Origin of the sequence: Hymenobacter tibetensis (assembly GCF_022827545.1) — a bacterium.
GTDB classification, from domain to species: domain Bacteria; phylum Bacteroidota; class Bacteroidia; order Cytophagales; family Hymenobacteraceae; genus Hymenobacter; species Hymenobacter tibetensis.
In genome coordinates this window covers 3,738,881-3,761,203 of record NZ_CP094669.1, presented here as the reverse complement: position 1 = coordinate 3,761,203, position 22,323 = coordinate 3,738,881, and the positions used below count along the sequence as shown (strand labels likewise).

Below are 22,323 nucleotides of genomic sequence, written 5' to 3'. Positions count from 1 at the left end.
GAGGAAATTAGCCGGAAAGTTCGGCCCGGGTAGGTAAACTGGCTTGGGCGCCGGGCCGGGTGACGGCGAGCGCCGCCGCTCGGCACGCAAACGCCACGGCTTCGGGCAACGCGTGGCCCTCGGCCAAGGTCACCGCCAGCGCCCCGGTGAAGCAGTCGCCGGCGGCCGTGGTGTCGACCGCCGGCACCGCCGGGGCCGCGACCAGCGCTGCCCCCGTGCCGTCGGACCAGTAGGCGCCCTGCGCGCCGAGCGTGAGGACGACCCGGCCGAACCCGGCCGCGTGCAGGCGGTCCGCGGCGAGGGTGGCCGTGACCGCATCGCTTACCCGCACGCCGGTCAGCGTTTCCGCCTCGGTTTCGTTAGGCGTCAGCGCGTAGAGGTCCGCGCCCAGGCCGGCCGGTAGCGGCTGGGCCGGGGCCGGGTTCAGGATCACGCGCAACCCGCGCGCCGCGGCCTGCCGGGCCGCGTGGATGACTGTCGGCAGGGGTGTTTCGAGTTGGAGCACCACCACCGTGCCGGCGGCGGCGTCGGCCAGCGCTGCGTCGACGTCGGCCGGGCTCAGGTGCTCGTTGGCCCCAGCGGCGACGCTGATGCTGTTTTCACCCGTTCCCGTCGCCACGTTAATCAGGGCCACCCCCGAAGGCTGACCGGGGGCCACGCGCACGCCCGCGGTGTTCACTCCTTCGGCCCGCAACTGCGTCAGCGCCTGCCGACCGAATTCATCGTCGCCTACTGTGGCGACGAAGTGCACCTGACCGGCCGTGGCGAGGCGGGCCGCTGCGACGGCCTGATTGGCCCCTTTGCCGCCGTGGTGCTGGGCGAAGGTGCCGCCCAAGAGGGTTTCGCCCGGCGCGGGTAATCGGGGGCAGCGAACAACTAAATCGATATTATAGCTACCAATAATGAGAACAGGCATGGAGAAGCAAGCAAAGACCAGCAATCAATTTTGGGCGGCCTCCTAGGCAGCGGGCGTCATTTCCTGCGCCCGCGCCGCTGCACCGGCACCGAGTAGTAGTAGTGTGATGAAGTTACGGCGCAGGGAGCAGCGGCAGGGAAGGGTACATAGGCGCATGGTCCAGTAAAAGTAGTCGGTACGCGTAGGGTAATTGCGCCCGGCTACTTAATTAGTCTAGCGCAAGAAGGTGCGCCTGAGCCCCTTATCACGCCTATATGCACTTGCTTCGGACGTTTTACAGGGTGACGTTTAAAAAATGATACAAGCACCGTTTAGTGGGAAACTTGGCATTATAAGAGTGCCATTACGTAAACGTTATAGCCTTTTTATGTGCCGTGATAGGTCGTTCACAGTATGCAAAAGGGCTTCGCAGCTCGCAAGCGATTGATTTTACTTAAACTGCGAATAATCTAAGTTGGTAAGGAATAGAGCCTTCTTACATTTGGTTCATGTTCTAGGTCTGGTGGCTTTGCGGTGCGTTGTATGGACTACTCGAGGCCCTAAGGGCTTCTAAAGTAGCTCCCATTCCGCTCCAAGGAAGGAGCACTGTGGTGCCATTGCGGGTTGGTGCGACCTATTATGTTACAGCCAGCCTACTGAATCTGCGCAAGCAACTCGCAGCGATGGGCATAGCTGTCTATCAAGTAGAGTACCGTACGTCGCTTCGAGTGCGGGAGCTGGCAATGAATCCTAATTGGGTACTCGTTGAATTCGCAGAAGGTGATGAAGGAATCGTTGCCTACGTCTCGCGGTGGTAATTGAGTGATACCGTGTCGAACCTGCTTCAGTAAAGTACCATGCTAAGAGTAACGGCTAGCTTAGTTGAAAATCATTACGATTTCGAGGATGCGCTTATAACAACGATTATCCTATAAGGTCATCTTTTAGACCTTTGGCGTTTAAGTATCCCCTATCCTGCCAACCATGCATTACGAAGACCGGCTCTACGGCTTGGTGGAACTGACCGCTGCCCTTACTGACTTGCTGCACACGGCGCCCATCCAGCGCTTACGCGGCATTCATCAGGGCGGCGCTGTTGTGTTGGCTGACCCGGCCATCAACCACACCCACTTCGACCATTCAGTAGGTGTGCTGCTGCTTATCAGGCACCTAGGGGGCAGTATACGCGAGCAGCTCGCGGGCTTGCTGCATGATGTCTCACACACAGCCTTTTCACACCTGATTGATTACGTGCTCGATATAGATGGAGAAGACTACCACGAACAGCGTTACGAAGCGGTACTGACGCACCCCGAGATTCAGGCGGCGCTGGCCTGCCACCTCTTTCACTACAACGATTTATCTCGACCTCGACCAGTATACGCTGCTTGAGCAACCCTTACCCAACCTAGCAGCCGACCGGATTGATTATACCCTGCGCGACTTGCGCCAACTAGGCGTGCTTTCGGGCGAGGCTATCACGCGGTTTTTACAGGGCTTACGCGTGCACGAGGGCCGCATCGTCGTCAGCAGCGTGGAGCATGCCCACTGGTTTAGCCAACAGTACGCCTACCTCACCGAACACTATTTTGCGGGCGCGCAAAGCCAATCGGCCAACCTTTTTCTGCGTGGGCTTATTCAGTTGTATTATAAAACCGGTCAGCTAACGCTGGACGATTTTCACCAGGACGACGCGCATCTGCTGCACCGGCTCCATATCCTCAGCGGGCAGTCAGTGGCCGCCCAATACGCCGCCTGGGTGCAGCTCCAGTCGCTCGGCTCGCCTATCGCCACGAAGCCGCGGCGCGTGGATCCCGAGATTCTGATTGGGAAGCAGGTGAGTCGTTTATCGGAACTATAGAGAACCTAGAATCGCGATAAGTGCGCCTGGCGCAGGACCTACGTAGTTTTTGCTGAGTAAGCGTTGGCCCAAAATGTCCGACTATTGACCTTGGGAGCAAGAGTGGAGCAGCAGATCTTTGTATCCTTATCGTTCGTTTATGGCCACTATCGTCTTTGTTATCCCTGACCAGTGCACCCTGCTGGATTTGGCCGGCCCCGTCCAGGTGTTCGAAGAGGCCCGTGCCCAGGGAGCTGCCGTGGAGCTTGCCTACGTGCGGTATCAACCGCAGGCGCGCAGCTCGGCCGGGCTGGTGTTTGCGGCGGTGTCACCTTTCGACACCGTGACGCTCCAGGCCGGCGACCTAGTCATCGTACCGGGCCTAGCCGATGGCGCGTTGCCTTCAGCAGCAGACGACACCCACCCGGAGTTCTACGCCTGGCTACGGGCGCTGCCCGAGCAAGGAGTGGCGCTGTGCTCGGTATGCACGGGCGCTTTTTTGCTAGGCGCGGCGGGTCTGCTGCATGGGCGCGCTTGCACCACCCATTGGCAACAGGTAGGCGCGCTGCAACAGGCCTTCCCCGACAGCCGGGTATTAGTCGATCGGCTGTTTGTGCACGACCGGGGCGTGTACACCAGTGCCGGTATCGCGGCCGGCATCGACCTGGCGTTGGCGCTGGTGGAAGAGCGTTTCGGGCCCCTGCTGACATATAAAGTTAGCCGCCGACTGGTGCTCTATTACCGCCGCAACGGTCTGCACGGGCAGGTGAGCGTGTACCTCGACCACCGCAACCACCTGCACCCGGGCGTGCACCTGGCCCAGGACTACCTGCTCGACCATCTGGCCGAAAACCCGACCCTCGAAGTACTGGCCGAAGTAGCCCACAGCAGTCCGCGTAATCTGACGCGCCTGTTTCGCCAGCACACTGGTTTGACCATCAACGATTTCTCGACCAAAATTCGCACCGAGGCGGCCCGCACACTCGTGGCTACTTCCAACCTGACGCGCCAGGCCATTGCCGAGCGCTGCGGCTTCCGCGACCCGCGCCAACTCCAGCGCCTCCTCGGCCGCGCCGCCTAACCTAGCCACCCCTCCCTTACCTCTTGGCTTACGACCAGGCTCTACTCCGCCTTGGAGTGGGTAGGCCCCCCTTTGCTTTTCAGTTCACCACCTTTTCTCTTCAACCTCATGGCTAAAACCACTTTAACCCACGTCGCTGGCGTGCGCCTGCCCGATTCTGCCCTGGCTCAACAGGCCACCGAGTTGCTGCTCGACCACGGCACCGAATTTCTCTACAACCACTCACTACGCGTGTTCGTGTACGGCGTGCTCAACGGCGAGCGGGCTAAGGTAAACTTCGACCCGGAGTTACTCTATGTGAGTGCCGTTTTTCACGATCTAGGCCTAACAAAGCACTATTGCAGCAAGCATAAGCGCTTTGAAGTGGACGGCGCCGATGCTGCCCGCAGCTTCTTGCAGTCGCATGGGATTCCGCCGCAGGACGCGCAGGTGGTCTGGGATGCTATTGCTCTACACACGACGATTGGTGTGGCCGAATGGAAAGAGCCTGAGGTAGCACTGCTGTACTCCGGGGTAGGCCTTGATGTGATGGGGGAGGGCTACGAGCATCTCTCCGTCGAGCAGCGCCAGGAGGTGCTGGCCGCTTTCCCCCGCACCGGCTTCAAGGAGAATATCCTGCAAACCTTCTTCGGCGGCTTTGCCCATAAGCCCGAGACAACGTTTGGCAACATCAAAGCCGATGTGGCGGAGCGTTTTATTCCGGGTTACCGGAGCCCGAACTTCTGCGAGCTGGTGCTCAACTCCCCCTGGAGTGAATAAGCCCTAGGCTTCTTTAGCCACCTAGGATTCAAGGGTCAAGGCTCGTAGGCCTAATCGCTGTATCCTCCCTTGTACGGCCACCCTAGCTTCTATCACCTGATACTGAGGCAGCTAGGGTCGCCCTATTTTCTTTCGAAACTCAGCATACCATGGAGTCTTTACTTGCCGAAAACCCCGACCGCTTTGTGCTTTTTCCCATCCAGAACCTGCCAGTGTGGGAGTTCTACAAAAAAGCGGAAGCCTCATTCTGGACCGCCGAGGAAATCGACCTTTCCCAGGACCATAAAGATTGGAATGGATTGACTGAAAACGAGCGCTACTTCCTTAAGCACGTGCTGGCCTTCTTCGCCGCCTCCGATGGCATCGTGAATGAAAACCTGACGATCAACTTCATGCAGGAAGTACAAATGCCTGAGGCTCGTTGCTTCTATGGTTTCCAGATCATGATGGAAAACATTCACGCCGAGACCTACTCCATGTTGATTGATACCTACATCAAGGACCCGGAGGAGAAACACTACCTGTTTCACGCCTTGGAAACGGTGCCGGCCGTGCAGCGCAAAGGTCATTGGGCCCTAACCTGGATAAACTCCGAGAGCTTCGCTGAACGTCTGATTGCCTTTGCGGCCGTCGAAGGCATTTTCTTCTCGGGTTCGTTCTGCTCGATCTTCTGGCTGAAGAAGCGCGGCCTGATGCCCGGTCTGACTTTCTCCAACGAGATGATTTCCCGCGACGAAGGGCTGCACTGCGACTTTGCCTGTCTGCTCTATGGCTACCTCGAACACAAGCTGCCCGAAGCCCGGGTACAGGAAATCATCCGCGAAGCCGTGACGATTGAACAAGAGTTCGTAACCGACGCGCTTCCAGTTAGCCTAATCGGCATGAATGCCAAGGCCATGAGCCAGTACATCGAGTTTGTGGCCGACCGCCTGCTCGTGGCTTTGGGCTGTGGTACGCTCTATCAGGTCACCAACCCTTTCGACTTCATGGAAATGATTTCACTGCAAGGCAAAACCAATTTCTTCGAGAAGCGAGTAGGCGACTACCAGAAAGCAGGCGTGCTGAGTACCCGGGCGGACAACCAGTTTTCGCTGGATGAGGCCTTTTGACGTATAAGCTAGCCGGCCAGTTAATGCGACAGGTGCGTGAGCCGGCTTCTGCAGCTTACGCACCTGTCTTCCTCTAGGCCAGCACCGGCTACAGTTTAACGTTACAAAAAAAGCACTAATGTAAGGGCGAGGAAGGTAGTATTTACAGTCGGCCGCTCCAAGAAGAACGGCTAGACTAAATGAAGATTGACTGCTATAGAGGATTTTTTTGAGGCCAGTGACTATCACATTTGCGCCCCGGCCTCCTAACTACATGCTACACTGTTGGCACTACGCCCACCCCCTACACAGCTAACTGCTCTTTACGTGCTGGTTCGGCAAGCGTGCTGCCTTCAGTACACTTAGTGATGAAATCAGGTGATAGCCACCAGCAGCTGATTCTGCTTGTTTATTCCCGCGCCACGCTAATCCCTAGTTTTTTCATTCGTGCCTCTAACGTAGTGGGTTTAATCGCCAGAAGTTCTGCTGCGCCGCCGCTGCCGCGCACCCGATTGCCTGCCTGCGCCAGCGCGGCCAGAATGGCCGCCCGCATAGAGTCCTGCAAGGGCCGTACCACCTCGGTTGCGGCCGGCACGCGACTGCCATCACTAGTTGGTTCCAGGGTCTCGGCTAGCGTTAGAGTAGGCGAATACGAGAGAAACGTATTGGTGAGCCGGAGGAAGTTGCCCAAATGATTTATGCCATTGCAACCAATACCTATGTAACTGGTGCCTTAATCGACGTTGACGGCGGCATAGGTGCTGGCCACTACTTGAATTAAGTTTTTACTCTTGTCTCGCGTTTCAACTGAAAGCGTCCATTAGCTCAGGCTAGTGGACGCTTTCAGCGTTTAGGCCGATTACTTGATAGGTTGTACGGGTAAACGACCATTTTTTGGGATGGCGCCATTTCCCCATCGGATGGCGCCAAGCTCTCGGTGGCCTTTTTGGCAGCGTGCGACGTGGCGCAGGTGACCAAAGCCAGGTGTACTAAGTAGGGAAAACAACTAGGATAAGCCTCCGGCCGAGCCCTGCACCGGCTTGATCAACATCTGCTAAGCGGCAATTAAGCCAGGGTGGTTCGTCTTGTGGTCAAGTAAAAGAGGTTCTAAACGCCAAAGGCGACAGGCTCGTTTTGGCCTTGAACAGCTTGCTGAACGAGGGCACATGCTCGAACCCGAGCTCATAGGCAATTTCGCTGACGGTCAACGTGGTGGTCGACAGCTTTTCCTTGGCTTTAGCGATCAGCTTGGCGTGAATGTGCTGCTGGGTGTTTTGTCCCGTAACGACGCGCAGCAGGTTGCTTAAGTACTTAGGGGACAGCTGCAGGCAGTCGGCCACGTAGTGCACCGTCGGCAGGCCTCGTTCGGTCACATCCGCGCCATTGAAATAAGAGTGCAGCAGGGTTTCCAGCCGTTCAAGCACCTCGTGGTTGGCCTTTTCACGGGTCAGGAACTGGCGGTGGTAAAACCGGTCGGCGTATTGCAGCAGGCTTTCCACGTGCGAGACGATAATCGGCTTGCTGAACCGGTCAAGATTGGCCGCGTACTCCTGCTCCATGGCCCCGATGAGGCCCAGGATGGTGGCCTCTTCCTTGGCGGACAGAAACAGTGCTTCTTTGAGCGCGTAATCCCAGAAATCGTATTGCTGAATGGTTTTGGCCAGCGGCGTATTCCACAGAAAATCCGGGTGGATATACACCACCCACCCGGATTTTTCCACTTCCGCGGCTGGGTCGGCCACCGCCATGCTGAATACCTGGTGAGGCGCCATGAACGAGAGGACGCCTTCGTTGAAGTCAAACGGGTGCTGCCCGTAATGCACGCGCACGTTGCGCATGCGCTTGACAGAAATGGCGTAGAAATCCAGCACCATACTTGTGGGCTCCGCGCCGTACTGATGCGGCACGGTGCTCACGTCCACCACGCTGAGCAGGGGGTGCTGGGGCGGGGGCAGGTGTACAAAGGCGTGAAACGCGCCTATTGTGGAGAAGCGCCTCATGCCTGCTCGCCGTCTTTGGCTATTTCCAGCACCAGCTTGCCCCGCACGCGCCACGTCTGGCTTTCACGGTGGGCGTCGGCCACCTGCGCCAGCGGATAGACACTGCTAACCAAGACGTTCACCTGGCCGGCATCAATGAGCTGGGCAATTTCCTGCAGCCAGTCCTGCCGGGGCTGGTTGGCTGCCAGTGCGCCGGTGGCCTGCTGCTGGGTCAGCGCCGCCTGCATGGCTTCATTGAAAGGGAAATCGACATTGACGCTGACGAAAATGCCGCCTTTCTTCAACACGGCCACGGCGCGCACTCGCTCGGTGTTATCGCGCACCGGTGAGGCTTCCAGCACCACGTCCACCTCGTGCACCAGCGCCGCTAGTTCCTGGCTGCGGTAGTCAATGACCTCGTCAGCGCCCAGCTGCTTGACATAGTCCAGGTTGCCGGCCGAGGCGGTGCCGATCACATACGACCCCTTGGCTTTGGCAAACTGCACCGCAAAACCACCCACGCCGCCCGAAGCCCCCTGAACAAGCACGCGCTGGCCCGGCTGCAGCTTTCCGTGCTCGAAGAGGCCCGTCCAGGCCGTGAGGCCGGCTAGCGGCACGCCCGCCGCGGCGATAAAGTCGAGACGTTGGGGCTTGTGGGCAAACTGGCTGGCTTTGGCCGCGCAGTACTCCGCGTAGCTGCCATTGCCGGGGAAGTTGGGCTCGCCATAGACAGCATCGCCTACCTGAAAGCCGGTGACCTCGCTGCCTACCGCTGCCACCACGCCGGCTGCGTCCCAGCCTAGGGTCATCGGCAGGGTCAGATAAGCCCGCAGCGCGTCGTTGCCGCCTTCGCGAATGCTCCAATCTACTGGGTTTACGCCGCTGGCGTACACCTTGACGAGGAGTTCGTCGGCGGCCGGTACCGGCCGCGCCACCTCTTCTACTTGCAGAACCTCAGGTCCGCCAAAGGCATGAATTCTAACCGCTTTCATAAGTAGTTATTTTCGGTTGGTTAACGAGACAAAGGTCGCCGCTGGCTGAGCAGCGGGTTTAACCAAAATGCCCTTTGTCTTAGTTGAAATGACGCTGCGCGCGAATTTCTGGCTCCCTGTCCGGGTAAAGCAGTACTTCCTCTTGCGCCTGGGGCGTCTTTCCTTCGTGACGAGCCACTCGATGCGTCAGTGTCCAAGCGGAGGAGGTACTCTACTTGTTCGATAACCTCCTAAGAAGTAGGATAACCTCTTAGTAGCCCCCGCTGTGTTTCTTCCTGAGCCCTTTCGTAGGACCAGCCTGCTCGCTAAAAACGGGCTTTCTGCACTTCTTATACAGTTTTGCAACACGGGGTGCCTCCTATGCTGAGCCCTTTACGAGCCCTTTAACGTGTACTGCGTGCCAACCCCCGTTTTACCGATTTTTTGTAAGTAGCCCCCTTTTTCTAGCTCCCCTAAATAGCGGGTGGCCGTCGGTTTACTGACGCCCAACTGCTGCTGCACGAGTGAGTTCGTGACCGTGCCGTGTTGCCCCGTATAGAGCAGCACGGGAATCAGGTCCATTCGTACGCCTTTCGCATGCCAATAACTAGAGGTGTACGTGCTGAATTCCACTACGAAACCCGAAGCCTCGAAGCGGAAGCTAGGATCTGGTAGCCGAGCGGCTCGACACTCGGCTACCATTTTTAAGGTGCCGCGCCCCCAGGATTCGATGTAGCCGGCCCGGAACAGCGTGTTGGCTACCTCCGGATTGAAGGGCTTGGACGGATGCTTGCGCAGCAGATTCTCCACCGTCCACTGATCCGGTAAGTAACCCTCGTTCCACACGTACAGGCGGTGGTCATACACGCTGATCTGTACCGGGGTGCCGCCACTATAATCTTTATGCGCCAGAGCATTGAGCAGGGCTTCGCGCACGGCCAGGACCGGGAAGGCCGGTTCCTCTACGCGGCTGGCGCCTTCATACCGGACCTGCTGTTTGCTGTACTTGGTCTGCAGCAGCTTGAGCGTGCGTTCCACTTGCAGCAGCAGGGGCCCGTGCACCTCATCTTGGTAGCGCAGATCGTCGTCGGTCGCAAAAAAGCCAATCTTGACGTAGGCGCCCGTCACATACTTCTCGGGGGTCGGGTGGAGCAGCAGGACCGCCGCCCGCTTCAGGTACTCGCCCTCTACCAAGTTCAGGTTTTCCAACAAAGCCTCGTTGCTATCTTGCAACACCTGCTCGTCCACCCGCCCACTTTTGGCGGCGCGCTGCCGGAAGAGGTCGAAGGCACTCGCCGATAGATCGGTGGTCGTAAGGCCGGGCACCGGGACGCCGTCCCAACGTTTGCCCTGCTTCTGGAGCAAAAAGGCGCTTAACGCGGGGCCTTCCTGCTTCGTGTTGCCGCTGCGGTAGTGATATTGCCCGCGGTAACTAATCGGGTAGGGGTACGGCTCGACGACAATTTCCACGTACTCCAGCTCGTCCTGCTCATGCCGGTTGACCTCCACCAGGATGCCCAACAAATCCCGCACTTGGTTGGGTAAGTCTTCCAGCAATTTTCGGCTGTTAGCCAAGCCCACGACCTGCCCGGCGTCATTTTTCCCCAGGTAGATGCGGCCGCCCTGCGCATTGGCAAAACCACAAATCCACTTGAAGTAATCTTCCCGCCAGGACTCTTTCCATTCAATGTTTTGCTGTTCGCGGGCGGTACTCATAGAAAGCAGAAGAAAAAGGCCGGGGAGTAGAATAGAATGGCCTCCAGTAAGATGGTTGGTTGACAGGGTAGGCGGCGTGGTGTCAAGAGAAGCCGTTATCGCGCTTTCATCTTTTGCTGGTGCACGAGACCAAACTCAATCATGGCCATGATGATGGGGCCGTACACTTTGCTGTAGTCCGTCGGCTCATACAAGACGGTAACCGGGATATCGGCATGGACCGTGCGGGAAATGATGCCGTTCATTTCCAGTTCCTTCAACTCTTTAGACAGCATGCGCGTGGTAATGCCCGGGATACTGCGCTCGATGTCCCGGAACCGGTGGTTGCCGTTGCAAATAGACTGGACGATGGGTAGCTTCCATTTGCCCCCGACTACGTAGAGCGCGTCCTGGAGGGCACGGAGCGCGGCAGGGTCGCCAAGCGGTGGGCAACGTTTCATAGGAGGCGGTATACTTGGTGATACTGGTTACAAAGGTATACCAATCACTGGTACTTTTACGCTCCGCTAGCCGGTTGGTCTCCTCAACGACCGTTGACCCAAGGAACCAGCCGCTGCTTCATTACCTACTCACCTCTATCATGGCCACAACAGGAATCAAGTTAGAACAGCAGACGATTGCCGACCAACCACACGAAGTAGCACGAGCCACCGCCACCGCCGGGACGATGCAGGCAGTACGCCAGTACGAATTTGGGGGCCCCGAGGTGCTGCGCTACGAGGTAGCGCCCCGGCCCAAGCTGAAGCCAGGGGAAGTGCTCGTGCGCGTACACGCCATTGGCCTCAATCCACCCGACTGGTACCTGCGCGACGGGTACAAGAAGTTGCCGCCGACGTGGCAACCTTCCGTTTCCTTCCCCCTCATCTTGGGCACGGATGTGTCGGGCGTCGTCGCCGCCATAGCCCCAGATGTAACGGGTTTCGCCGTCGGCGAGGAAGTGTTTGGGATGATTCGCTTTCCGAGCGTAGGGGAAAGCCAAGGCTATGCGGAGTATGTGGCCGCACCGGCTACGGACCTAGCCCATAAGCCGGCCGGCCTTGACCACGTGCAAGCGGCAGGCGCCCCGATGTCCGGGCTAACGGCGTGGCAGTACCTGATTGAGTTGGGACACACCGCGCCAAATCCATTCCAAGCGGAGCCGCATCGCCCGGTACCGCTGCAGGGTCAGCGGGTGCTGGTGAACGGGGCCGCGGGCGGCGTGGGCCACCTGGCGGTGCAGCTGGCCAAATGGCAGGGCGCACATGTTATCGCCGTGGCGTCGAGCAAACACGAAGCGCTGTTGCGCGAGTTGGGAGCCGACGAGTTCCTCGACTATACCCAGGCTCCGGCCGAGGAAATCGTGCAGGACGTGGACCTGGTGCTCGATACGCTGAGTGGCCCGACCACGGACCGTTTCCTGCGCACGCTCCGCCGGGGTGGGGCACTATTCCCCGTGTTCTTGGGCTTCACCGCTACCGAGCAGGCCGCCCAGCAAGGCATTGCGGTTTCGATGACCCAGGTGCGCTCCCATGGCGCGCAGCTCGCGGAATTGGGACGCTTGCTGGCGGCCGGCACGGTGCGCGTGGTCATCGACAGCACGTTTCCGCTGGCCGAGGCGCGTCAGGCGCACGAACGCGCCGCCCGCGGACACCTGCAGGGCAAAATTGTGCTCACCGTCGCGTAAAAGCAAAGAGCCTTTTAACACCCCAACTTACTGCTCATTTACCATGACTACCCTCGACAAATCGGCCGAACGTCACCTGCTCGTGACGATTCGAAGCCAGCCGGCGCACCGTCAGCGGGTGCAGGGACTCCTGCTCGAACTCATCGAGCCCGTCCGCCGCGAACCCGGCTGCTTGTATTACCACCTGTTGGTGCAGGCCGAGGACCCTACTGCGTTCGTGCTGCTGGCCGGCTGGGCCAACGAGGAGGCCGTAGCCGCCCACCCCACGCATCCCGCCGTACCCGGTATCCTGGCATTGGTGCGGCCCCTGCTGGCGAGCCCGTGGGAAGTGCTCCCCACCCAGCGGGTGAGCGAAAATCCCACGTAGCGTCGCTCCTTAGCCGCTCGGCCCGAGAGCCAAGAAGTACTGTTCTTACGCCTGCGCTATCCCCTAAATAGCGCAGTTGAGCTTGCGTAGCGGAAGAAAGAGTCCTCTCAGCCCTTTAATAAACGGTAGTGAAAAACGGCCCGGAAACCCTGCGTTTCCGGGCCGTTTGTGTGGGGTGGTTTGCCCTCCAGTAAATGACCATTTGCCGCAACTTCAGTAGTTTGCCTGCCTTTTCGCATAGGATAGCCGACGGAGTCCTTATCTAAAGAGGTACACTGATTATCTGAAAAAGATCTGCCATGCCCTTCGTCCGTAGTCAGTCGCAGCCAAGCCAAACGTTAGAGTCATTTTACCAGGAATTACTCGTACCCGATAACACTTGGGAGACGATACAGATTGGTAATGCCATGTTGGCTTTGATCGAGCGTGTGAAACAACAGTTTGTTACCACTCCGCTGTGGGGACTGACCTCACACTATCATCTGCTGTTGCAGGATCAACCGTATTACAATGCCAGCGATAATTGGGGCGTCCTGGTTATTGGTAATCAGAGCGGGTACCGAATTGAGTACTGCCGCCCTAAGATCACTCCGCTGGAAGCCACTGTGCTTGTACGCGGGCAGGCCTCTACGACAACGGAAGCGCTGGCCTACATCGCGGTTGCCCTAATAGAAAGTGGCGGCTGGCAAAGCACCAGCGAAATAGAGCACCAGCGAGCAGGCGTACAGCTCTTAGCTTCAGCTTGGCAAGTTGCTCCTACTCCCTTATAGGTGCGAACAACTTCAGATAGGCTGTTTAGAAACGGTCGATTCTTTAGTTAGGTGTTCCAATAGGCGACCAGTCAAAGCAGACTTAGGTGTCCATTAATCGGTTGGTTTACGCGCACCCTTTTGTACACCTCTGGCACCCTCGAAGCACAGCGTTTCGAAAGTGTTTTCTTATATCTTTTTTTGGACGGGGAGCCCTTCAGTAAAGGACCGTCTACAGGAGGCTGATGTTAAATATTCATCATGCGCAATAATCTACTTGCCTAAGCCGTATTTCTTTCTCATCGGTGCGGTCTATCACCCGTCTCTGCTATTTCTACTATTTCTACTTCTTTCTTTATGAATGCCAAGCACTATGGCGCCGCCTTGCTGCTCTTGTTTCCTTTCGGGAGTAGGGCTCAGTCGGACTCGATTGCCGTGTCTCCCCACCGTCACCTACTCACGGTGCACACCCTCCACATTGCCGCGCCTTTCATTCCGGCCCTGGGCTACGAAGCACGAGTGCGTCCCCGCTGGGGCGGACGTGTCAGTTTAGGGGGACGATCCACCTCTTATCGTTATAATTACCCCTATGCCGATGCGAATGGGCTGATTGTTACGGGCACTACTAAGTATCGCAATACCGAGCTACTCGCGGATGCCTCGCTCAACTACTATCTCCAAGGCCGCAAGCCCGAGTTGATGGGGTGGTTCATTGGCGCCGGCATCATTGCAGCGTTTAGCCGTAATCAATTTACGTCCGACGATCTTACCTATCGTTCTGGCACGCATCGGTCTCTGGCCGCGCGGCCAATCGTGCGGGCTGGACGGCACTGGGCCCTGGGACAGCGCTGGCTGCTTGACACGAACGTAGCGGTCGTCGTGTGGTCTGATCCAGACCGCATGGTATATCTAAAGGAGTTCATCGGCATAGGAGCGGGCTACCGGTTCTAGTACGAGCGAGTGGTAGGACGCGAACGGCGATAAAAGGCCTTCCAAAAAAGGGTGTGAAAAAAGGCCTCAAAAAATCGTGTTTTCGGGGCCTTCTGCGTGGGTGCTAAAACCGTCCAAAAACCGAACCTTTTTTGGATGGAGCGTTCTACTTAGTATCATTAGCCTGTGAAAACACAAGAATTCCAACAGGCATTTGCCACGCGTATCGAACGGCCTATGTCCCGAGCGAGGAGCACCTCACATTGGGTCTCTCCTTGTAGTGTGCGACAAGCAACAAGACCCCTGCATGGCGCACGCTATTAATCCGAAGCCGGTACCTGCAACAGGTATATCTGGGCCGGAGATTACTTCTTGATAACATCTGCTAATTCGGATCAACGTACGTGGGCAAGCTAGCGCACACAAGTCGATGCTGCTGGCGGCCATAGCCTATAATCTGAAAGAGCTGCTCCGCGCTCAGCCCCAGCAGCAAGTAGGGCTCGCATTGGCCCTACCCGTGCCACCAGCTCCACCACAAGAGCCTACTTGTCGGCTGCGCATCCAGTATAAACGGGTTGCTGCTAGGAAAATACAACGCCTCACCATAACAGAACCAGAGTTCTGCAACAGCCACGGTGAACTACAGCATGTAATAAAGGCCCTGATAGTAGCACTATCAATGCCCCTTTTGTACACAATGAAATTACATCAGAAGAATAAAATCGGCCAAGTTGGTGGCCGTGTCCAGGCCCATTTTTTTTCGTACCCGGTAGCGCAGGTCTTCCGCGCCCCGTACTGAAAGCCCCATCAGCGACGCTATTTCCTTGCTGCTAAGATTCATGCGTAGGTAGGCACACAGTTTGATATCACGGCTGGTTAGTTGGGGATAGGTCGTCTTTAGGCGCTGCAAAAAGTTTTCGTGAAGCTGGTTGAACAGCTGTTCGAAGTGTTGCCAGTGCTGGTCGGGAGTTATGGCGCGCTCTATCTGGCGCACCACCCGGCTCACTTTTTTGCGCTGTTCTTGAGCATCCTGGTCGTTGAGGGCCTCTTTGAGTTGGTCTTTGATGGTAAGCAGGGCCTCGTTCTGGTGAACGGTGTTCATTACTGAGGAGGCAAGCTCCGAGTTCTTATTGAGCATTTCATTTTCCAGCTGAGTTTGGTTCATCTCCGCTAATTCCTGCTCGTATTTAAGTCTTGCTTCGAGCAACTCAGCCTTTTTGATGTTGATTTCAACCAGCTTTTCCTGCTCCAGCCGGCGGCGCAGGCGATTGGTGCGCCTGAGGTACATGCCCATCACGCCACTCCAGGCCAGTACCGCAGCTACTACCCGAAACCAAATAGTTTTCCACCACGGGGGCGTCACCACTACGGTCAGGGCCACGCCGCGTTGGTTCCAGACGCCGTCGTTATTGGTTGCCCGCACCCGAAAAGTATACGTACCGGGGTCAAGGTTGGTATATGTGGCTTCGTGGCGGGCTCCCACGTAGCGCCACTCGGCATCAAAGCCGTCGAGGCGGTAAGCGTAGCGGTTTTTCTGTGGGTCGATGAAGTTAAGCGCCGCAAACTGAAACGTGACCGCAGCTTCTTTGTACGAGAGCGTCAGCGTATCGGCTTCGGTGATGTGGCGGCGCAACAGCCTCGGTGATTGCCGCGCGTGCACAGGCTTATTGAACACCAACAGACCGGTGAGCACCACCGGTGGTGCAATGGGGTTACTGGTCAGCGCTTGGGGCGCGAAAACGTTGAATCCGTTTACTCCCCCCACGTACAGCTCGCCGTTGCGAGCTCGCAGCGCTGCGTTGATGGCGAATTCGTTGCTTTGCAAGCCGTCTTCCCGGTTGTAGATTTTGAAGGTGCCGCGGGCAGCGTCAAAGCGGGCCAAGCCTTGGTTGGTACCAATCCAGAGTTGACCTGCTTGGTCTTCCACGATGCTGTTGATGATGTTACTGGGCAGGCCTTGTTGGGTGGTATAGTGGCGAAAGGTGCCGGTGCGACGGTCCAACAGGTTTAGCCCAGCGTCAGCCGTACCCACCCAAAAACGGCCGCGGCTATCCTCAAACAGCACTTGAATGCGGTTGCTGCTCAGTGAGTTGCTTTTTTTAGCATTATGCTGCACGTAACTGAACGTGCGGGTACGCGGGTGATACAGGTTCAGTCCCCGGTCTTCGGTGCCAATCCATAGCTGGCCGGTGCGGTCCTCCAGCATGGTCACCACGTTGTAGTCATTGAGACTGCCGGGGCCGGTGAGCGGCTGGAAGCGGGTGAAGTTGCGGCGCTTTCGGTCCAGTAGGCACAGGCCGGCGCCCAGCGTGCTCACCCACAGTTGTCCGTGGCGGTCCTCGTACAGGTCCCACACCAAGTTGTTGGTGATGCTGTGGGGATTGGTGGGGTCATTAACGTAGTGCGCAAAACGACCAGTTGCCGGGTCATACCGGTCGAGCCCCCCGAGGTAGGTGCCCACCCACAACGTGCCCTGCCGGTCCTGGTACAAAGTTTTTACCACGTCGGCCGCCAGGCTATGGGGATTGGTGGGGTCGTGGCGGAAGTGGTGGAACGCCCGGCGTTGCGGGTCAAACACATCCAAGCCGCCCCCGTCGGTGCCTACCCACACGCCCCCGTCAGGCGTCTGGTGCAAGGCCAGCACCGAGCGGTTGCTGAGGCTGTTGGCAATGCGTGGCTGATGCGTATAGTGCGCAAACCAATTGTGATGGGGATTGTAGTAGTTTACGCCGCCATTGAAAGTGCCCACCCACAGCGTACCGCTACGGTCTTCGAATAACGAATGCACGGCGTTGCTGCTCAAGCTGCTGGAGTTTTCTTCGTCGGTGCGCAGGTGCGTAAAGTTGTCGTGCTGGGGGTCATACCGGTCGAGCCCCCCGCCATCGGTACCCACCCATAGTTCGCCGCGGCCGGTCGGCAGCAGGGCCTTTATCTGGTTGCGGCTCAGGCTGCCCGAATCCGTGGGCTGATGCTGGTATCGGCGCGCTGGTCCGCGTCCAAAGCGCAGCAGGCCCCGTTCGAAAGTGCCGGCCCAAAAGTGGCCCTGCTGGTCTTGGGCTAGCAGCCGGGCCGAGTGCAACTGGCCCGCTTCGCCGCCTACATTGGCTGGGGCGAAAGTGCCGGTGGCCGGCTGATAACGGTTCAAGTGTTCGGCACTGGTCAGCACCAGAATTTCACCCTGCTCGTTTTCAGTAACGGCGTATACCTGGCTGGAGTTTAGAGTGGTAGCATCCTTAGGATTGTGTTGAAAGATGCGGAAGGTGCGGGCGCCGCGTTCCAGCAGGTTCAAGCCATAGTCGGTGCCGACCCACAAGCGGCCTTTGCTGTCTTCGAAAATACTCGTCACCCAGTTGCCACTTAGCCGGTAAGGCAGCCGGCTTTCGCTGCTGTAGTGGATGAACGCATCCTGGTTACGGTCGTAGCGGTTGAGGCCCCCCAAGTGGGTCCCTACCCACAGGGTGTGCTGCCGGTCTTCGTACAGGCAGGTAATGGAATTGTCGCTGATGGCCGATGAATCTTTGGCATTGGCTAGGTAGGGCGTGATGCGGTAGCCATCGTATTTGTTGAGACCATGATAGGTGCCAAACCACATGAAGCCGCGGCTATCCTGCATGATGCTCAGGATGCTGTTGTTCGAGAGACCATTGTCCACCGTAAGGTGGGAAAAAGAGTAAGACTGCCCCCGCCCGGGTAGCGCCCAGAATTGCCAAGCCACCAATATCAGGAGGAATTGGAAGATGGGCAGACAGGTTGATCGTGCTGGAAAGTAGGCCCTCCCAGTCGTAGCGAGACGGCTGAAATAATGTAAAGCAAGGAGCATCAAAGACAAGAATAGCCTATTGAACAGGTAGCTGTTGGGTGCAACACGTATGCCCTCCGGCTTACCGCAGCTAAGTGAAATAAGACGGCTTGTTGGTGCGAAGAACTTACATTTCAATACTAAGCTCACGTAGTCGGCAACGCTGCGGTAGTAGAGGATGCCGACCAAGCGGCACAACTTAACTAATTCTCCTTACCTGGCGTGCAAGGCCGCGCGTTTAGCCAGCACTGAACCGACCACAACTTCGGCATAACACAGGTTGTATTCGCACAACCTTTTCTGTTCAGTTGCCCGCAAAGCAGTGGCCACAACCAGTGGAAAAGAAAGCTTCCACCTTTGATCTACCGAGCCACCAAAAGGCGCGTCTTACCGTCGAGGTAGGGGAGGTGTCTCGTTTCAAAATCCAGCTGAGTTTGGGGGAGTGGCGCTAGTTCGAGCTACTCATGGGGTACGGTATTCGAACTATACGGTATCTGAAAAGCCAGTAATGGCTGGTCAATTATATTACGGGCGGGCAGTTGCGTGAACAACGAATGACCAATATCAAGTGTTTGATTTACAATAAGTTATGTTATACTAAATCTGTTGCCTTTAATGAGTGCGGTAGGCTTTTTTTAAGGGACCGTAATTATCCCGTACCCCTTTTTTTGGGTCGCTAGCCCAGGAACGGCACATTTGTTTGTCCCCGTTTCGCCCTAGCAGTCGGGGTATTCGATGAAGAGAGTGACCTGTATACTTCGCTCTCGTCGGGGCCGTGCTGAACGCCAAAGCTCCTGCCTTTCCACGCAACAGATTTTATCGTCACGGGGGCTTTGCGCCTAGCGTGGTCATTTGTTGCCCCCCATTGTGTAGCTCATCCTTTCCCGCATCGCTACCGCTATGAAACAACTTCTCTTCACGCTAGTGCTCCTGACAACAGCCCCTCTGCTGCGGGCGCAAACATCGGTGCCGGTGGGCGCGGGCAGCTACGCCTCGTTCCCGCCCGGGGCGGTTGCCCCGGGCCCGCTCCGGGACTTTGTGTACAACAAGCCCCTGTACGTGGTCCGCAGCAAGAAGAATGGACCCATTCCCACCAACGATTGGTGGACCGATTTGCTGGTGCGCGGCAAAGATGCCGGGCTGCTATGGGTGTACCCGTTGGTGGCCGACCCCGACCCCAACGGGCTCAACCTGAATTTTCCGAACAGCATCAACGTCAACGTGCCGAGCACGGCGGCCAGCAGTGGGGGAAGTTACGACATGGCCTACGGCGGCAACATGCGGGTGACGGCAACGGGTTATACCCCCAGCACGGCCCTGGCCGAAAGCTGGTCGGATTGGGGCCTGGTCATGAGTTTGCCCGATACCACGACGGGCAAGAACATGATTGTGAGCATGGCCCACGGTGTGCCGTTTGTGTGGGTGGAAACCCAGGGCATCAGCCCCAAATTTAATTTCGAGCGGGACGCCACCTACCTGGCCGCCAATGGCACCCCCCTGACCCTGCCGACCCGCAACTCGTTCGTGGTGAACACAGACGGGCGCTACTTTGGCGTTCACGTGGCCCCAGGGAGCACTGTGGAGTTGCGCGGGCAGCAATCCGTGACCCTTGACCTGGGCAGCCGCCGCGCCGTATCGACGGTGCGGCTGGTGTGGGAAGCGGCCTTCGCCTCGGCCTACGATGTGCTGGTATCCGACGACAAAGTTACTTGGCAACGCGTGTACAGCACCACCACTAGCCCCGGCGGCACGGAAAACATCACCGCTCTTACTCCCGGAGCAGCAGGGCGCTACGTACGATTGCTGTTCAACAAGCGCGCCACCAACTTCGGCTATTCGCTGTTTGAGATGCAGGTGTTCGACGGCAGCACGCTGGTGTCGCAGAGCCGGCCGGTGGAAGTAACCTCCACCCAGCCGACGGGCAACTTCAGCAGCCCGCTGGTCAACGACGGCAACCTGGGCACCCGGTGGGCCTCCGACGCCACCCAACAGCCGCAATTGATGCTGACGCCCGGTACTCCCAACAGCTATTTTGTGGTGTCGGCTCTGAACGCAACCACCAACCAGGCTGCCGGCCAGCGCCTGGCAGCTTACGAAACCTACGCCTATAACAAGGTAACGGACACGCAGGTAGACTACGGCTACGACCCCGTAGCTGGTAAAGTGAACCTGACGTGGCGCCTGACCACGCAGGACTTGCGCACCAGCCAGCCCGGTGGACCTACGCTTCAGGGGTTTCTGCCGCACCTCTACCAGAATGCTGCGCACAGCCTGGCCTTCACTGGCTACGACTACCTGAGCCCGCGCGGCACGCTGAAAACAGTGGCCGGCACGAGCTTTCCTTTTGCTTACGATTTCCAAGGAGTTATTCCTTCCTACACCGCGCCGGTCAGTCGCGCGGCCGATGCGAATCCCTACAACGTCGCGGTCCAGAACCGCCTGGTGACGGCCTACGCCCAGAACCCTTCCAACCGAGAGGATACGTACTTTGGCGGCAAAGACGTGGTGCTGCAAGCCAAGTACGCCTTGCTGGCTAAAGAACTAAACCACCCGGCTGCCGCGGCGCTTAAAACCATGGCCCGGGCCACGCTGGTGAACTGGCTGACGTATCAGGCTGGGGAGAGGAGCCGCTACTTTGCCCGCTACGACCGGTGGAAAGCGTTGATTGGCTTCAATCCTTCTTTCGGCTCCGAGGAATTCGTGGACAACCACTTCCACTACGGCTATTTCACGCTGGCGTGCGCTATCTACAACATGGTGGACCCCACCTTCCTGCAGGAAAACCAGTACGGCGGCATGGCCCGCCTTGTTGCCAAGCAGTACGCCAACTGGGACAAAACCAACCAAAGCCAACCCTGGCTGCGCACCTTCGACCCGTGGACGGGCCACAGCTACGCGGGCGGCACCAGCTCGGGCAACGGCAACAACCAGGAGTCGTCGTCGGAAGCCATGCAGTCGTGGATTGGCCTGTTTCTGCTCGGCGATGCGCTGAACGACCCGGCCATGCGCGCGGCCGGGGCTTTCGGCTACACCAGCGAAGCCGCCGCTACGCTAGAGTACTGGTTTGACTGGAAGCAGCGCAACTTCCCGGCCGCCTTCGCCGCCCGCCGCCAGATGGGGGCTATTCTCTCCAACCAAGGGCTGGCCCACGCCACCTATTTCGGCGCGCAGGAAAAGTACGTGCACGGCATCCAGTACCTGCCCGTGAACCCCGGCTTGAGCTACCTGGCCCGCGACACGGCCTGGGCCCGGCGCGAGTACAACAACCTGCTGGCCGAGTCACGAGCCGCGCAGGGCTACGCCACCGAGCTGGACTTTGAGGGAGATGACTGGAGCCATGTGGCGCTAGGCTTCAAATACCTATCGGACCCGAAGTACGTGACCAAGCTGCTGGCCGAAAACTTACGGCTGCCGACCACCGACCCGCGCTACATCATGGACGAGAAAGAGGTATCCGGGATAACTTACTTCTACGCCCACGCGCAGCAAAACCTAGGCTACTTCTCCTCGAAGTTTCACACCAATTTCCCCACCAGCAGCGTGTTTGAGCGCAACGGCATTTTCTCGTACGCCGTGGCCTACAATCCATCGGCCAGCGCCCAAACCTGCACCGTCTACAACGCGCAGGGGGGAGTTGTCACCTCGGCCGTAATCCCGCCGCGGACCCTGCTCACCTTCCCAGCGGTAGGTACCCCGCCCACCACGCCGACCGGGCCTTGCACCAACCTGGTAGCCACCAGCACCGTGGCTTCTACGGCCTCACAGCCCGCCCGCAACGCTACCGACGGAAATTCAGCTACGCGCTGGGAAAGCGCTTTTTCCGACCAACAAGACCTCACCGTGGACTATGGCCGGACCGTTCCTTTAACCACGGTAACCATTGTGTGGGAGCGCGCCAGTGCCAAAGATTACCGGCTTCTAGGCTCCGTCGATGGCACTAATTGGCAGGAGCTGGCCGTGCGCACCAACCTGCCAGTCAGCACCGACGCGGCGGTGGACTTCCGCCGCACCGACGTGCTGTCCGTAACGGGCTCGTATCGCTACCTGCGCATGGCCGCTACGGCGCGCACTACGGTCTGGGGGTATTCCATTTTCGAGTTGACCACTTGCAGCGGTACAGCGGCCCGCACGGCGCTGGCCACCGCCGGAGGACAGGAACGCCCGCATAGTGCCACGTCGCTCACGGTGTGGCCCAACCCTGCCCATTCCGGGGTGCGAGTCGCGGGTGCAACGCCGGGGCAGGTAGTGCAGGTGCTGGATGTCCAGGGCCGGGTCGTGAGGCAGCAAACCGTGTTGAACGACGCTCCCTTGGAACTCGCCTTGCCAGCCGAGCTGGCTCGGGGACTGTACTTGGTACGGTGCGGCAGCAAATCGAGCCGCTTGACGCTGGAATAAGTTGCGGCGGCATTGCGAAGCAGTAGGGGGGCCTGCCTGCTGTTTCGGGCATCTGTAAGCCGCGCTACTCCTTGCGGGCCAAGGCTAGCAT

The 22,323-nt window shown here is 58.1% G+C and carries 17 protein-coding genes; 10 read left to right on the top strand and 7 right to left on the bottom strand.

What is annotated here, in order from left to right:
• Window positions 1–7: 7 nt before the first annotated feature.
• A complete protein-coding gene (gene rbsK, locus MTX78_RS14965; RefSeq protein WP_243795849.1) occupies window positions 8–916 on the bottom strand; it encodes a ribokinase in 909 nt (302 codons plus the stop codon).
• Between the two features lie 963 nt (window positions 917–1,879).
• On the opposite strand from rbsK, the gene MTX78_RS14960 reads away from it, so the two are divergent.
• The 5 genes from MTX78_RS14960 (at window position 1,880) to MTX78_RS14940 (ending at window position 5,684) form a co-directional block, all read left to right on the top strand.
• Window positions 1,880–2,287: an HD domain-containing protein gene (locus MTX78_RS14960; protein ID WP_243795848.1), complete on the top strand. Its 408-nt coding sequence runs from the start codon at window positions 1,880–1,882 to the stop codon at window positions 2,285–2,287.
• 52 nt (window positions 2,288–2,339) lie between these two features.
• Window positions 2,340–2,756, top strand: coding sequence for a hypothetical protein (locus MTX78_RS14955; protein ID WP_243795846.1), 417 nt, complete (start codon window positions 2,340–2,342; stop codon window positions 2,754–2,756).
• Window positions 2,757–2,895: 139 nt separating this feature from the next.
• Window positions 2,896–3,816: a GlxA family transcriptional regulator gene (locus tag MTX78_RS14950; RefSeq protein ID WP_243795845.1), complete on the top strand. Its 921-nt coding sequence runs from the start codon at window positions 2,896–2,898 to the stop codon at window positions 3,814–3,816.
• A gap of 108 nt (window positions 3,817–3,924) precedes the next feature.
• Entirely contained in the window at window positions 3,925–4,575 is a 651-nt protein-coding gene (locus MTX78_RS14945) for an HD domain-containing protein (protein WP_243795843.1), read from the top strand.
• 149 nt (window positions 4,576–4,724) lie between these two features.
• Window positions 4,725–5,684 (top strand): ribonucleoside-diphosphate reductase small subunit, encoded by a 960-nt coding sequence (locus MTX78_RS14940; RefSeq protein ID WP_243795841.1) that lies wholly within the window; start codon window positions 4,725–4,727, stop codon window positions 5,682–5,684.
• A gap of 388 nt (window positions 5,685–6,072) precedes the next feature.
• Here the strand turns inward: MTX78_RS14940 and MTX78_RS25360 are convergent, their stop codons facing one another.
• The 5 genes from MTX78_RS25360 to MTX78_RS14915 form a co-directional block, all read right to left on the bottom strand.
• Window positions 6,073–6,354, bottom strand: coding sequence for a hypothetical protein (locus MTX78_RS25360; RefSeq protein WP_317258904.1), 282 nt, complete (start codon window positions 6,352–6,354; stop codon window positions 6,073–6,075).
• A gap of 400 nt (window positions 6,355–6,754) precedes the next feature.
• Window positions 6,755–7,663, bottom strand: coding sequence for a helix-turn-helix domain-containing protein (locus MTX78_RS14930; protein WP_243795839.1), 909 nt, complete (start codon window positions 7,661–7,663; stop codon window positions 6,755–6,757).
• On the bottom strand, window positions 7,660–8,634 hold the full coding sequence (locus tag MTX78_RS14925) for an NADP-dependent oxidoreductase (RefSeq protein WP_243795837.1): 975 nt from the start codon (window positions 8,632–8,634) through the stop codon (window positions 7,660–7,662). Before MTX78_RS14925 ends, MTX78_RS14930 begins: the two co-directional genes overlap by 4 nt.
• 372 nt (window positions 8,635–9,006) lie before the next feature.
• Entirely contained in the window at window positions 9,007–10,329 is a 1,323-nt protein-coding gene (locus MTX78_RS14920) for an ATP-binding protein (protein ID WP_243795835.1), read from the bottom strand.
• Between the two features lie 95 nt (window positions 10,330–10,424).
• Window positions 10,425–10,769, bottom strand: coding sequence for a winged helix-turn-helix transcriptional regulator (locus tag MTX78_RS14915; protein WP_243795833.1), 345 nt, complete (start codon window positions 10,767–10,769; stop codon window positions 10,425–10,427).
• A 140-nt stretch (window positions 10,770–10,909) separates the two neighbouring features.
• Here MTX78_RS14915 and MTX78_RS14910 point away from each other — a divergent pair, with 140 nt between their 5' ends.
• The 4 genes from MTX78_RS14910 (at window position 10,910) to MTX78_RS14895 (ending at window position 14,059) form a co-directional block, all read left to right on the top strand.
• Window positions 10,910–11,992, top strand: a complete 1,083-nt coding sequence (locus MTX78_RS14910; protein WP_243795826.1) for an NADP-dependent oxidoreductase — start codon at window positions 10,910–10,912, stop codon at window positions 11,990–11,992.
• A gap of 43 nt (window positions 11,993–12,035) precedes the next feature.
• On the top strand, window positions 12,036–12,359 hold the full coding sequence (locus tag MTX78_RS14905; RefSeq protein ID WP_243795819.1) for a putative quinol monooxygenase: 324 nt from the start codon (window positions 12,036–12,038) through the stop codon (window positions 12,357–12,359).
• 299 nt (window positions 12,360–12,658) lie between these two features.
• Window positions 12,659–13,129 (top strand): hypothetical protein, encoded by a 471-nt coding sequence (locus MTX78_RS14900; protein ID WP_243795817.1) that lies wholly within the window; start codon window positions 12,659–12,661, stop codon window positions 13,127–13,129.
• Between the two features lie 336 nt (window positions 13,130–13,465).
• Complete coding sequence (locus MTX78_RS14895; protein WP_243795816.1) at window positions 13,466–14,059, top strand: hypothetical protein; 594 nt, start codon at window positions 13,466–13,468, stop codon at window positions 14,057–14,059.
• Window positions 14,060–14,741: 682 nt separating this feature from the next.
• Here MTX78_RS14895 and MTX78_RS14890 read toward each other — a convergent pair.
• Entirely contained in the window at window positions 14,742–17,753 is a 3,012-nt protein-coding gene (locus MTX78_RS14890; RefSeq protein ID WP_243795814.1) for a two-component regulator propeller domain-containing protein, read from the bottom strand.
• 984 nt (window positions 17,754–18,737) lie between these two features.
• On the opposite strand from MTX78_RS14890, the gene MTX78_RS14885 reads away from it, so the two are divergent.
• The gene (locus MTX78_RS14885) at window positions 18,738–22,232 is read left to right on the top strand and encodes a glycosyl hydrolase (RefSeq protein WP_243795807.1); all 3,495 of its coding nucleotides are present in this window, start codon (window positions 18,738–18,740) and stop codon (window positions 22,230–22,232) included.
• Window positions 22,233–22,323: the final 91 nt, after the last annotated feature.